The sequence below is a fragment of the Thioclava sp. SK-1 genome (assembly GCF_001705665.1).
Lineage (GTDB): Bacteria > Pseudomonadota > Alphaproteobacteria > Rhodobacterales > Rhodobacteraceae > Thioclava.
Genome location: NZ_MDHA01000025.1, coordinates 61,033 through 74,687, shown reverse-complemented (window position 1 = coordinate 74,687; position 13,655 = coordinate 61,033). Strand labels below are relative to the sequence as shown.

10 protein-coding genes are annotated in these 13,655 nt (G+C 58.7%); 1 reads left to right on the top strand and 9 read right to left on the bottom strand.

Annotated features, from left to right (window positions below):
* Position 1: 1 nt before the first annotated feature.
* From BFP70_RS03215 to BFP70_RS03180, 8 genes are all read right to left on the bottom strand, one after another.
* A complete protein-coding gene (locus tag BFP70_RS03215) occupies positions 2-931 on the bottom strand; it encodes an ABC transporter permease (RefSeq protein ID WP_066009932.1) in 930 nt (309 codons plus the stop codon).
* Positions 928-1,308: a hypothetical protein gene (locus BFP70_RS03210; RefSeq protein ID WP_066009931.1), complete on the bottom strand. Its 381-nt coding sequence runs from the start codon at positions 1,306-1,308 to the stop codon at positions 928-930. Before BFP70_RS03210 ends, BFP70_RS03215 begins: the two co-directional genes overlap by 4 nt.
* Positions 1,308-2,384, bottom strand: coding sequence for an ABC transporter permease (locus tag BFP70_RS03205; protein WP_066009930.1), 1,077 nt, complete (start codon positions 2,382-2,384; stop codon positions 1,308-1,310). Before BFP70_RS03205 ends, BFP70_RS03210 begins: the two co-directional genes overlap by 1 nt.
* An 8-nt stretch (positions 2,385-2,392) precedes the next feature.
* On the bottom strand, positions 2,393-3,922 hold the full coding sequence (locus tag BFP70_RS03200; RefSeq protein ID WP_066010099.1) for an ABC transporter ATP-binding protein: 1,530 nt from the start codon (positions 3,920-3,922) through the stop codon (positions 2,393-2,395).
* A gap of 5 nt (positions 3,923-3,927) precedes the next feature.
* Positions 3,928-4,872, bottom strand: a complete 945-nt coding sequence (gene xdhC / locus BFP70_RS03195) for a xanthine dehydrogenase accessory protein XdhC (RefSeq protein ID WP_066009929.1) — start codon at positions 4,870-4,872, stop codon at positions 3,928-3,930.
* Positions 4,869-7,232 (bottom strand): xanthine dehydrogenase molybdopterin binding subunit, encoded by a 2,364-nt coding sequence (gene xdhB, locus BFP70_RS03190; RefSeq protein WP_066009928.1) that lies wholly within the window; start codon positions 7,230-7,232, stop codon positions 4,869-4,871. The genes xdhC and xdhB overlap by 4 nt, the downstream gene beginning before the upstream one ends.
* The gene (gene xdhA, locus BFP70_RS03185; protein ID WP_066009927.1) at positions 7,229-8,599 is read right to left on the bottom strand and encodes a xanthine dehydrogenase small subunit; all 1,371 of its coding nucleotides are present in this window, start codon (positions 8,597-8,599) and stop codon (positions 7,229-7,231) included. Before xdhA ends, xdhB begins: the two co-directional genes overlap by 4 nt.
* A gap of 207 nt (positions 8,600-8,806) precedes the next feature.
* Positions 8,807-9,292, bottom strand: a complete 486-nt coding sequence (locus tag BFP70_RS03180; protein ID WP_176715480.1) for an SRPBCC domain-containing protein — start codon at positions 9,290-9,292, stop codon at positions 8,807-8,809.
* A gap of 120 nt (positions 9,293-9,412) precedes the next feature.
* Here BFP70_RS03180 and dnaE point away from each other — a divergent pair, with 120 nt between their 5' ends.
* Positions 9,413-12,916, top strand: coding sequence for a DNA polymerase III subunit alpha (gene dnaE, locus BFP70_RS03175; protein WP_066009926.1), 3,504 nt, complete (start codon positions 9,413-9,415; stop codon positions 12,914-12,916).
* A 4-nt stretch (positions 12,917-12,920) separates the two neighbouring features.
* Here dnaE and BFP70_RS03170 read toward each other — a convergent pair whose 3' ends face one another.
* Positions 12,921-13,655, bottom strand: coding sequence for an SDR family oxidoreductase (locus BFP70_RS03170; protein ID WP_066009925.1), 735 nt, complete (start codon positions 13,653-13,655; stop codon positions 12,921-12,923).

The following is a 13,655-nucleotide window of genomic DNA, read 5'->3' as shown; positions in this document are numbered from 1 at the left end:
TTCAACTTGAGGCGTGGAAAGATTTTCCTAACGCCGCTGGTCCGGCCTGCGCGTTGCGGCCATGCACAGCAGACAGCACGACCAGCGCGAGGATCGTGATGATATAAGGCGCCATCGACAGCAGATGCACCGGGATCGCATAGCCTGCCGCCTGCAACTGCAATTGCAAGGCCGTGATGCCACCAAACAGATAGGCCCCAACCAGAACGCGCTGGGGCTTCCAACTGGCAAAAACCACGATGGCCAGCGCGATCCAGCCGACGCCGGCGGTCATGCCCTCGGTCCATTGCGGGACGCGCACAAGGCTGAGATAGGCGCCGCCCAAACCCGCACAGGCACCGCCAAAGGTCAGCGCGCCAAAGCGGACAGCAATTACCCGATATCCCAACGCATGGGCCGCATCATGGCTTTCACCCACCGCGCGTAAGATCAGGCCGGCACGCGTATATTTCAAAAATCCCCAGACCAGCACGACCAGCACGAGTGACAGATATACAACCCAATCATGCGAAAACAGCACCGGACCCAGCACAGGAATGTCACTTAACGGACCAAGGTCCAGTTTCGCAGTCGCCGGGGGGCGCACGCCTTCAAACCCTTTGCCAAGCAGCGCTGACAGGCCCAGTCCAAACAACGTCAATGCCAGACCGGTTGCGACCTGATTGGACAAAAACACCTGCGTCAACACGGCGAACAGCAAGGCCAGCGCCGCGCCAGAGACGGCACCACCGATGAACCCTAACACTGGGCTGCCGGTCATGACCGCAATGGCAAACCCGCCAACCGCACCACAGATCATCATCCCTTCAACCCCAAGGTTGAGCACGCCTGCGCGCTCTGCAATCAGCTCTCCGATCGCGGCCAGCAGCACCGGGGTCGAGGCCACCATCAGCATCGCGGCCAACGTGGTCAGATCAATTCCACCAATCATAATGCGGTCTCCGACAAAGGGGTGGGGGAGGGCGGGCGAAGCGGACCGGTGATCGGCCCGAGGATCAGATAGGCCAGTCCTAATCCGCAAAGTAACATCGCGCCAAATATTGTAATTTCGCTGCGGCCTATGCGTCTTTGCTGAAGCGGTTGTTCTGCCGGTGTGGCCGGGTCGCGCATGGCTGCGCGATCCGCCCGCGGTAGAAGACGCGGCACCCAGCGCAAGATCACGCGGCTGATCTCCCATACCAGTAGCAATGCGATAGCGGCGGGCAGGTAAATCGCCAGCATTCCGATGGCGCTGCCTGCGTAATACAGGCCCAATCCGGCCAATATCCCGGCCAATGCAATCACCGGCAGATGCAAAGATGGCAGCATCAGGCGGCTCCTGCGAATTTGACGCGGTAATTGGTCAAGACATCAAAACCCAGCAGAAAGAACAGCAGCATGCCTTGAAAGCATTGGATCGCGGCCGGGGGCAGTTGCAGCCGCAGCTGCGCGACATCGCCGCCAATATAAGTCAGCGCCATCAACAGCCCGGCCAACAAGATCCCCACCGGATGCAAACGGCCCAAAAACGCCACGATGATCGCGGTGAACCCATAGCCTGCATTGAAACTGTCGGTGATTTGTCCCGAAGGCCCGGCGACCTCAAATAACCCGGCGACGCCGGCCAAGGCCCCTGACAGGCCAAGGCAGATCACCACAAGCCGCGTGGGCACAACGCCGGCAAACAAGGCGGCACGCGGGGCTTCCCCGGCGACACGGATACGAAACCCTGCGATATGGCGATGCAGCAAAATATAGGTGAAGATGACAGCGATCAGCGCCGCAACCACCCCCCAATGCATTCCGGTCCCTGCGATCAATTCTGGATTATGGGCGGCGTCATATTGCTGCAAATTGCGCGATCCGGGCATACCAAAGCCATCGGGATTGCGCAGCGGCCCAAAGGCCACATAGGCAAGCAGGTTCTCCGCCACATAGACAAGCATCAACGAGACCAAGATCTCGGACACACCCAAAGTGACCTTCAATACTGCGGGGATCAGGGCCCACAGCAATCCACCCAAAGCGCCCAATGCGATCATCGCCGGGAATAACCACGCGCTTTCTGCCGGATATACCCGCAGCGCCAGCCATGCACCGCATATCGCGCCGATGATATACTGCCCCTCGGCGCCGATATTCCAGATGCCGGCGCGAAACCCGATCGCCAATCCGCAGGCAATCAGGATCAACGGTCCGGCCTTCACCAGAAGCTGACTGCGGAAATAACCGGCGTTCTGCCCTAGGATCGGATCCCAGAAAATCGCTTTGATTGCCTCTATCGGGTCTTTCCCCAAGGCGGCAAACAGCAATCCGCCAGCGATCATAGTGGCGATCACCGCAAGGATCGGCGTGGCCCATGACCAAAATTGCGAGGGCTGAGGGCGTTTCACAAGGGTAATCATTGCAACACTCACTGCAAGGCGGCTTCGGTTTGGGGCGCGGGCGGATCCATATCTTGGGCACCGCCCAACATCAGGCCGATTTGCTCCATCGTCAGATCGGCGGTGGAGCGCGGCGCAGACAGCCGCCCTTCATTTAGTGCTGCGAAATTGTCGGAAATTTCCATCAGCTCATCCAGATCCTGGCTGATAACGATAACCGCCGCACCTTCCGCCGCCAGATCCAGCAGCGCCTGGCGGATCGCCGTGGCTGCAGCGGCATCAACCCCCCAGGTCGGCTGATTGACCACCAGCACATCAGGCGATTGCAGCACTTCGCGGCCGATGACATATTTTTGCAGGTTCCCCCCCGACAGGGCGCGGGCGGCCACATCGGGGCCGGGCGTGCGCACATCAAATTGCGCAATGATATCTTGGGCAAAACGGCGTGCAGCTGCAAAGTTGACAAATCCGTTTCGGGTTAGTGGTTTGCGCACTGTTCCTGTCAAAATGGCATTATAGGTCAGGCTCATTGCCGGGGCTGCGGCATGGCCCAACCGTTCTTCTGGCGCGGCCAGAATTCCATGTTTACGGCGCGGATTGGGCCCAAGGCGCGACAGATCCTGATCGCGCAGCATAACGGTTCCCGGCGGGCTCAGCCGTTCGCCTGACAGCGCGGCCAGCAGTTCTTCTTGGCCGTTGCCCGCCACACCGCCAATTCCCAGAACCTCACCCTTGCGCAGGGTCAGATGCACCGATTTCAACGAGGGGCCAAATTGCGTGATCGCTGGTAGATCCAGATCGGTCACCCGCAGCAATGGCTCGCCCAACACACGGCCCGCGCGGTCGGTCACTTTCAGCTCGGCACCGACCATCAGTTCAGCCAGTTCTTTGGCAGTTTTCGCGCGCGGATCGGCATGGCCCACAACCTTGCCTCCACGCAGCACCGTGGCACGATCGCAAAGCGTGCGGATCTCTTCCAGCTTATGGCTGATATATAAGATTGCTGTGCCTTCGTGGGACAGTTGATTGAGCGTGCGGAACAAAATCTGCACCTCTTGCGGGGTTAAAACGCTGGTAGGTTCATCCATGATCAGCAATTTCGGATCTTGCAAAAGGCAGCGCACGATTTCTACGCGCTGGCGCTCGCCCGCTGATAAATCGCCCACCCGGCGGGCCGGGTCCAAAGGCAGGCCGTATTGGGTGGAAATCTCGCGGATGCGCCGGGCCAATTGCCCCAGCTGCGGCGGGCTCTCCATCCCAAGGGCGACGTTTTCGGCCACGCTAAGTGCCTCAAACAACGAGAAATGTTGAAACACCATCGCAACGCCTGCACTGCGCGCGGCGCGCGGCTCTGCTGGTGTATAGGCCGCGGCATTCAGCATCATGGTGCCGCTGTCAGGTTTGACCAACCCGTAGATCATCTTCACCAGCGTTGATTTTCCAGCGCCGTTTTCGCCCAACAGCGCGTGAATCTCACCCGGAGCAATCTGCAAAGACACCGCATCATTGGCCAAGACGCCGGGATAGGATTTGGTCAGCCCGTCAAGACGTAGCAACATATGGCTCACAATGCGCCTCCTTGTGTTACGGTAGCTGATGCGTGATCGGGCGCACCTGTGCAAGACATCCGTGTCAGTAACGCGGCTGTGATGGAAACCGCAATGGCCTGAGGATGCTTCCCAAACGTCGGATCACCAATTGGGCAGTCGATCTGGTCGATTTGCGTATCGCAATGGCCCAATACGGCAAGCTTTTTGCGAAATCGTGCGCGTTTGGTGGCCGAGCCAATCAAACCCAGCCGCCCAAACCCGTGACATAGCATCCTGTGGCACAGCTCCAGATCCAGCGCATGCGAATAGGTTAAAACGAAATGCTGGGCGTGTTTGGGCGCCAGCGACACCAGATCGGGCAGGTGATGCGCCGTGACAGGTCGCACGTTGTCAGGCATCCGAGGGGGGAACCGCTCTGACCCGGTATCGGCCCATGTCACCGCGATCCCTGGCAGTGGGGCCAGCACCTGAACCAGTGCACGTCCGACATGGCCCGCGCCCCACACCCAAATCGGCAGATGCGGCGTGACCTTGGGCTCAATCAACCAGCCATCCAGCAGGCGCGCAGGGGTATCCCCACGGTCGCGCGCGCGCGCCAAAGCACGGTGGACCGACAAGGGCATTGGCCCATCGCATAGCGCGGTCAGCTGATAGCCCGCACTTATGCTGCTCTGCGCAGTCGGGGGGACAAAGGCCAATGTTACGGATCCACCGCAGCATTGCCCCATCGCCGGACCCAGAGGGATGCGCTGCACCTGGGCCCTAGAGATCCGCCGGGCGGTCGAAATCGCCTCATATTCCAGCTGCCCGCCGCCGATTGTGCCCTCGATACGATCCGGCCAGACCAGCATCTCGGCGCCAATTTCGCGCGGGGCAGAGCCACGGCTATCAGCCACAATTACGCGGGTGTATGGAACCATCGCTTCGCTAGGGCCTGAAATCTTGTCGCCTAAACTCATGCATTGGCCCCACATGCTCGGCTTACGGCTGCTAAAATCGCCTCCGGCGTGGCCGGCGCACGCAGTGCAGGATAGCCTGGACCACAGGCGGCACAGGCATTTTGCAGCGCCAAAAAGGCGGAAATCGCCAGCATGAACGGCGGCTCCCCAACGGCCTTTGATCGATAGATCGTGTCTTCCCGGTTTGGTTGATCCCAAAGCGTCACATTAAATACTGCCGGACGGTCTGAACAGGCAGGGATCTTATAGGTTGATGGCGCATGTGTGCGCAGAACCCCGTCTGTATCCCACACCAATTCTTCGGTCGTCAGCCAGCCGGCACCTTGAACATAGCCACCCTCGATTTGCCCGATATCAATCGCCGGATTCAGCGATGTGCCGGCATCATGCAAGATATCGGTGCGCAAAATCCGGTTTTCCCCGGTCAGCGTGTCAATCGCCACCTCCGTGACTGCCGCGCCATAGGCAAAGTAAAAGAACGGTCGCCCCCGCCCCACCGCTGTATCCCACGCGATTTTCGGCGTGGCATAAAATCCAGTTGCTGACAGGCTGATCCGCGCCTGATAGGCCAGCAATGCGGCCTCGGCAAAGGTCCATCTGCTGCTGCCAGCGTGGACTGAGCCGCCCACAAAGACCACCTCCGACACCGCACAATTGGCCAGCGTCGCAATATGGCCGGAAATACGGTCGCGTAAAGTGTCACAGGCGGCCTTCACGGCCATCCCGTTCAGATCCGCGCCCGAAGATGCAGCCGTGGCAGAAGTATTGGGAACCTTGGACGTGTCCGTTGCCGTGATCCTGATGTCTCGCGCAGCCAGCCCAAAAACCGAGGCCGCCACCTGACAGCATTTCAAATGCAAACCCTGCCCCATTTCGGTGCCACCGTGATTGATCTGCACAGTGCCATCTTGATAAATATGAACCAAAGCACCTGCCTGATTCAAATGGGACAGCGTGAAGGAAATCCCGAATTTCACTGGCGATATGGCGATACCGCGCTTCACAACATCATGTGATGCGTTCCACGCCGCTACCGCAGCCCGGCGCGCGACAACATCTGCACGCGTTTCAAGGCGCGCGACCAAGCCGTTCAAGATGAAATCTTCAACCGGCTGCCCATAATGCGTCGCCTGAGGGGCTGCTTTCATCTTGCCCGAAATATCCTCGGGGGAGAGGACGGCTTCGCCGTCATCGGGGGCAGACGCCCCCTCTGGCATCATATCCGCATAGAAATTGCGCTTACGCAGCTCCAGCGGGTCCAGCCCCATTACAAAGGCCAGATGCTCCATCGCCGCTTCACATCCCAACATCCCTTGCGGCCCCCCAAACCCACGATAGGCGGTGTTGGACACAGTATTGGTCCGTAGCCGGTGGCTTTGGATTCGCATTGTGGGGAACAAATACGCACTATCGGCATGCAACATCGCCCGATCACAAACGGGGGGCGATAGATCCAAGGCCCAGCCGCAGCGTGCCAAATGGGTGAATTGAGCCCCCAATACCCGCCCATCTGCATCCGCCCCGATCCGGTAAAGGATCTTGAAATCATGGCGCTTACCTGTGATCACCATGTCATCATCACGATCATAGCGCATCTTGCACGCCCGGCCAGTTAGGCGGGCGGCCACCGCACAGGCAATGGCCAAATGGTTGCCCTGGCTTTCTTTCCCACCAAACCCACCGCCCATCCGGCGCATCTCAACGCGGATGTCATGCATATGCAGGCCCAAAGCCTCTGCCACCTTATGCTGGATCTCGCTAGGATGCTGGCTGGAGCAGCGGATGATCATCCCCTGATCTTGCGGCTCGGCCATAGCGGCCTGACCTTCCAGATAAAAATGTTCTTGCCCGCCGATCTCAATCTCACCCTCGGCCACATGCGTGGCCTGTGCCAGTGCGGCCTGCGAGTCACCATTTTCCCAGATCACCGGGCCACCTTGGTGATGACTGTCCGCTGCCAGCGCCTGCTCCACAGTAAGCACGGCGGGCAAGGTATCATAGGTCACGTTTGCGGCCCTTGCGGCGCGCCGCGCCGCTTGATGGGACCGTGCCACAACCAGGAAAATCGGATGGCCGACGTAATGCACCGTCCCTTCGGCCAGGACGGGTTCCACAAATGTCGGATTGCACGAGGCGTCGTTATGGCCGGGGATATCAGCATATGTCAGCACGGCGACCACATCGGGGCAGGCACGCACCGGTTCCAGATCCAGATGCTTAATTTGGGCATGAGCCTCGCTGGACAGGCCAAAGGCCAGATGCAGGCAGCCCTTTGGCTCGGGTAGGTCATCGACATATCGCGCCTGTCCGGTCACATGCAACCGCGCGGACTCGTGTGGCAGGGGTTTTCCGATGCTCATGGTTGGATCTCCAACACGGAAACAGGTTGCCCCAATAGATCTGCGATATAGCGTCGCGCCAGGCCCTGCGCGGCCTTGGTGCGATAGGCGGCAGAGGCACGCATATCGTCAAGCGGTGTGTAATCCTGCGCCAGGGCCGGCAGGGCGGCGAGGATCGTCTTTGCTGTCAGGGGCTGTCCGGTCAGCGCAGCTTCAAACCCTCGGGCACGGGCAGGAATGCCTGCCATCCCGCCAAACGCGACCCGAGCAGAGCGTATCTGCCCCGCCTGAACGTCAAAGTTGAAACATCCGCACAGCGCAGAGATGTCCTGATCAAACCGTTTCGAAAGCTTATAGCAGCGCAGGCCCGGTGCATGGATCGGCACGCTAAGCGTCTCTACGAACTCCCCCGGGTTGCGGTCTTGCTTGCCATAGGCGTGAAAGAAATCTTCCAGCGCGATCACGCGGCGCTGCGCCCCGTGGCGCAATGTCAAACGCGCGCCTAAAGCGATCAGCGCAGGCGCGCCATCGCCAATCGGCGAACCATTGGCGATATTGCCGCCGATGGTTGCAGCTTGCCGGATCTGCTCTGAGGCAAAGCGGCGCAGCAATTCCGACAGGCTGGGATGATAAGGGGCGATCACATCGCGCAGGGAGGCAATTGTCACCCCCGCCCCGATATGCAGCGCATCGTCGCGTAATTCGGTTCTGCTCAGCGCCTGCAATCCGTTCAAGAACACAACCTGATCCAGCGTGCGCATCTGTTTGGTGACCCATAGACCAACATCTGTGGCCCCGGCAATCAGTTGCGCGTCAGGGTTTTGCGCATACCAATCGGCAAACTTATCCAGATCGGTGGGGCGCATGGGCGTGGGGGCAGCGCTGGTCGCGGGCAGGGCGGCGCGGTCATCCATATGGGCGGGCACGGGCTTTTGTGCAGCAGCCTTGGCGGCCCGAATGATCGGCGCATAGCCTGTGCAGCGGCACAGATTGCCCGCCAAACGGTCATCATAATCCGTTGCGCCCAGCAGATGCCCCGCCGCCATCGAGGCCACAAAACCAGGTGTGCAAAATCCGCATTGGCTGCCATGTTCGTCAACCATTGCCTGCTGCACCGGATGCAACTGGCCGTCAGGTGCGGCGATACCTTCGACGGTGCGCAGGGCACGCCCATCCATTTGGCCCATAAACAAGATGCACGCATTCAGCGGTTTGACCGTACCGCTCGCCTCTGTGACGATCACAGTGCAGGCACCGCAATCGCCCTCATTGCAGCCCTCTTTCGTTCCGGTCAGCCCGTCCTCGCGCAGCCAATCCAACACTGTCTGCGTCGGGTCGGTCAAAGTGACCCGGCGGGTTTCTCCGTTGAGAAGAAACGAGATGTCCATACGAAGATCTTTCGCCACGATACCTTAGTCTTGCGCAATCCATTGCCCGATGTGGCGGAAAGCAACGGACGCCGCAGGGCCGTGGCCCCATGCTTGGCCTAAGAAGACCGGGTTGGCGCAGCCTTGGCAAGATAAAACCGCGCGACTTTCGCTTTGAAATTGCCCAAACGGTTAGATTTTGGGCAGGTGCCGTCCGTAACCCACCGTTTAGGCGGCATGGACGGCATCCAAAGTCCGCGCAAGTGCTTCAAGCTGCTTGGCAACGGCGGTCCAGCCCGTTTGAAAGCCCAGCTTGGCGTGGTTATCCGCTGTAGCGTCATCTTTGTGTCGCGCAATAACACGGTATTCGCAGCCACCGTCTTTGGCAGTAAAGCGGATATCTGCGGTGAAAAAACCGCTACCTTTGGGGCGGAACCCTTCCGATAGGCTGTCGGTGAAAATCAATCGCCCTGGCCGGTCTGGCGTGGGGCGGCTGGCGTGTAGAATACAGCCCTCATCTGCGATTTCTCCATGCACATCAAACAGCATTTTGGTAAAAAATCGCCCGCCCGGGCGCGGTTCGATCACCGCCTCCAGCGTGCGCCCCGGGGCAGGGGCAAAGAATTTTTTCAACAGGTCTGCTTCTGTCCAGCAGCGATAACACGCAAGCGGCGTCGCTTTCAGTTGGCAAACCAGCAAGAGATCGCGCGACACGGGAGCCCTCCTTTTTCGATCATGCTGCGGTTGCATGGCGCGTGCGTCAAGGCCAGAGTTGATCATCCATGCCGTTTTCGCCCCTTCCGCGTCACAGCCGCCACGCCTATTATATGGCGCATGAGCCAAACGCGATTCATCCACCTCCGCATTCACACCGAATATTCGCTTCTTGAAGGGGCGGTGCCGGTCAAAAAACTTATTAAGATGTGCGAGGATGCGGGAATGCCCGCCGTGGCTGTCACCGATAGCAATGCAATGTTCTCTGCGCTGGAGTTTTCGGTTACGGCACAGGGCGCGGGATTGCAGCCGATCATGGGCTGTCAGGTGGCGGTGGCCTATGATCCTGCACGCCCGGGTGAAAAACCGCGTTTGCCCGCGCCGATCGTGCTTTTGGCGCAAAATGAGGCAGGTTATGAAAACCTGATGAAACTGTCGTCATGCCTTTATATCGGCAAACATGGCGATCTGGTGCAGGTCACGCCTGACCAATTGGCCGCGCACAGCGAGGGGCTGATATGTTTGACAGGCGGGGCCGAGGGGCCGGTGGGCAAGTTCTTGCAAAATGGCCAGCAAGATCGGGCGCAGGCGCTGATGACCCGTCTGGCGCAAATTTATCCTGATCGGTTATATGTCGAATTGCAGCGCCATCCTGGGGACGGCGGGCAGCTGATGGCCGCCGAGCGGGCGACTGAACGCGGCTTTGTCGAAATGGCCTATGCGATGGACCTGCCCTTGGTGGCGACCAATGATGTCTATTTTCCAAAATCCGAAATGTATGAGGCCCATGATGCGCTGATCTGTATCGCAGAAGGCGCATATGTAGACCAAAACGATCCGCGGCGCCGTTTGACGCCGCAGCATTATTTTAAATCAGAAGCCGAGATGATCGCGCTGTTCGCGGATTTGCCAGAGGCGATTGATAACACCATTGAAATCGCCAAGCGTTGTGCCTTTGGCACCTATCGCCGCGATCCGATCTTGCCGAAATTTGCGGATGATGAGGTCGAAGAGCTGCGCCGCCAGGCCTGGGCGGGTTTGGATGCGCGCCTAGATGTCATCGAGGCGGTGGCACCACGCGCCGAATATGAAGCGCGCCTGAAGTTCGAGCTGGATATCATTGAGCAGATGGGCTTCCCAGGTTATTTCCTGATCGTTGCGGATTTTATCAAATGGGCCAAGACGCATGACATTCCCGTAGGGCCGGGGCGTGGGTCGGGCGCGGGGTCTTTGGTGGCCTATGTGTTGACGATCACGGACCTTGATCCGCTGCGCTATTCTTTGTTGTTTGAGCGGTTCTTGAACCCCGAACGTGTGTCGATGCCTGATTTCGATATCGATTTCTGCATGGATCGCCGCGAAGAGGTGATCAAATATGTGCAGCAGAAATATGGCCGCGAAAAGGTTGGTCAAATCATTACCTTCGGGGCGTTGCTGTCCAAGGCGGCGGTGCGCGATATTGGTCGTGTGCTGCAAATGTCCTTTGGGCAGGTTGATAAGTTGTCCAAGCTGATTCCCGTGGAAGGGGTCAAGCCTGTCTCTATTGTACAGGCGCTGACGCAGGAGGAACGGCTGCGCGAAGCCGCGCGTAATGAACCTGTTGTGGATCGGCTGCTGACCTATGCGCAGCAGGTCGAAGGGCTGTTGCGCAATGCCTCCACTCACGCGGCGGGCGTGGTGATCGGGGACAGGCCGCTGGATGCTTTGGTGCCATTGTATCAAGATCCGCGCTCTGACATGCCTGCCACGCAGTTCAATATGAAATGGGTGGAACAAGCCGGGCTTGTCAAATTTGACTTTCTGGGTCTGAAGACGCTGACTGTCGTGCAATCCGCGATGAACCTGATTTTCAAATCGGGGCGTCCGCTGCATGTCGATCCGGCGGGCACGCGGCTGTATGAGCCCGCAGCGGGCGGCGAGAACCAGATCAACCTGATCCCGTTGGATGATAAAAAGACCTATGATCTGTATTCCGACGCCAAGACGGTTGCGGTGTTTCAGGTGGAATCGGAGGGGATGAAATCCGCGCTGCGGCAGATGAAACCCACCTGTATCGAAGATATCGTGGCCCTTGTGGCGCTGTATCGTCCTGGCCCGATGGAAAACATCCCAAGCTATTGTGAGGTCAAACACGGGCGCAAACCCTTGGAATCCGTGCATCCCACGATCGACCATATTCTGGCCGAGACCCAGGGCATCATCGTGTATCAGGAACAGGTGATGCAGATCGCGCAGGAAATGGCGGGATATTCCCTGGGCGGGGCGGATTTGCTGCGTCGTGCAATGGGCAAAAAGATCAAAGAGGCGATGGATGCCGAACGCCCCAAATTTGAAACCGGGGCAGCCAAGAACGGCGTTGATAAGAAGAAAGCCTCTGAGGTTTTTGACCTGCTTGAGAAATTCGCCAATTACGGCTTCAACAAATCCCACGCGGCGGCCTATGCCGTCGTCAGCTATTACACCGCTTGGCTAAAGGCCAATCACCCAGTGGAATTCATGGGCGGCGTGATGAATTGCGATATTCACCTGACCGAGAAACTGGCAATCTATGCGCATGAGGTCAAAAAAGGCCTGGGCGTGAAGATTGTCGCCCCCTGTGTGAATCGGTCGATGGCCGGGTTTGATGTGGTGGATCAGGAATTGATCTATGCGCTGGGCGCGTTGAAAAATGTTGGTATGGAGGTGATGGAGATGATCGTCACGGCCCGTGCCGACAGACCATTTGTGGACCTGTTCGATTTTGCGCGGCGTGTTGATATGAAGCGTATCGGCAAGCGCCCGCTTGAAATGTTGGCGCGTGCAGGGGCGTTTGATGCGCTAAACCCGAACCGCAAACGTGTGTTTCAATCGTTGGATCGATTGGTGGCATGGTCGGCTGCGGTGATAGAGGCGAAGACCTCGGCTCAGGTGTCGCTTTTTGGTGAGGCGGGCGATGATCTGCCGCCGCCGCGTCTGGCCGATACCGATGATTGGTTGCCCGGGGAACGACTGGCAGAGGAACATAAGGCAATTGGCTTTTACCTGTCGGGTCATCCGCTGGATGATTACCTGCCTGCGCTGCGGCGCAAGAAAGTGCTGACGCTGGATGATATCATGGAGAAGGCGCGCGCGGGATCGCCCTTTGTCACGAAAATCGCCGGCAAAATTGATGCGGTGCGTGAAAAGATGTCGGCCAAGGGCAACCGTTTTGCCTTTGTGCTGTTTTCGGAACCCTCCGGCCCGTATGAAGCAACGATGTTCTCGGACACGTTGGAGGCTGCGCGCCCCTGCCTGGAAGCCGATAGCCTTGTCGTGGTCACGGTCAAAGTGGAGCCCGAGGGTGATTCCGTTCGGATGTTGGCCCAGGCCGTGCAGCCAATGGATCAGGTGGTGGCCGATGCAGGCAGCGCGGGCCTGTTGATCCATATAGACACGGCTGACGCCATCCCATCGGTCGCGTCATTGTTGCAGCGGCTGGAAGATGAGGGGAATATTCGTTCGCGCGGGCCGATCAGTTTCTTGGTTTTCGATGCCGAAAAAAACTGTCGCTATCAGCTGAGCACAGAGCGCGAATTCCCTGTCAATCCGCAGATCAAAGGGGCACTTCGCAGTCTGGACGGCGTGTCGGCGGTGACAGAGATCTAATCTGTCACAACGACAGTTTCTTGAAGAGCGCCTCGGGGATCGCACAGATGATCAGCATGATCAGCCGCCATTTCGCGCGGACGTAAAGAATGTCTTTGCCCTTGGTGACCGCGTTGAAAACGGCATCGCCCACTTCAGCGGGTTGCGCGGTAAGCTTGGACGGCAGGTCCATGCCTTGTGTCATTTTGGTGGCCACGAAGCCGGGCTTGACGGTCAGCACATGAACGCCCTTGCGAGCCAGGCGGTTGCGCAGCCCCGATAGAAAGGCTGTAAATCCGGCCTTGGCAGCGCCATAGACATAATTGGCCGCGCGCCCGCGGTCCCCGGCCACCGAGGAAATACCGACAATCGTGCCCGATCCGCGCAGGGCCATCCGCGTGGCAATCTGACCCAAGATCAGGGCAGGGCCTTCAAAATTGGATCGAATATCGCGGGTGGCGGCGACTAGGTCGGTTTCATTCACCCCCTGATCATTCATCGTGCCCACTGCACAAATTGCGATATCGGGCAGCTGCGGCAGGCCATCCAGAAACCCCTCGAACCCCTCGGTTTGCAGCACATCGAAATCATGCAGCGTGACTGGCTGGCCCGACAAAGTGGCCAGTTCGGATTGCACTTCGCTCAGGCTATCAGGGCAGCGTGCGGCCAATCGTATGCCATACCCTGCCTGTGCAAAGCGGCGCGCAATGGATTGCGCCATGAGCGAGCGCGCTCCAAGAATAAGAACGGTTTTGGACAT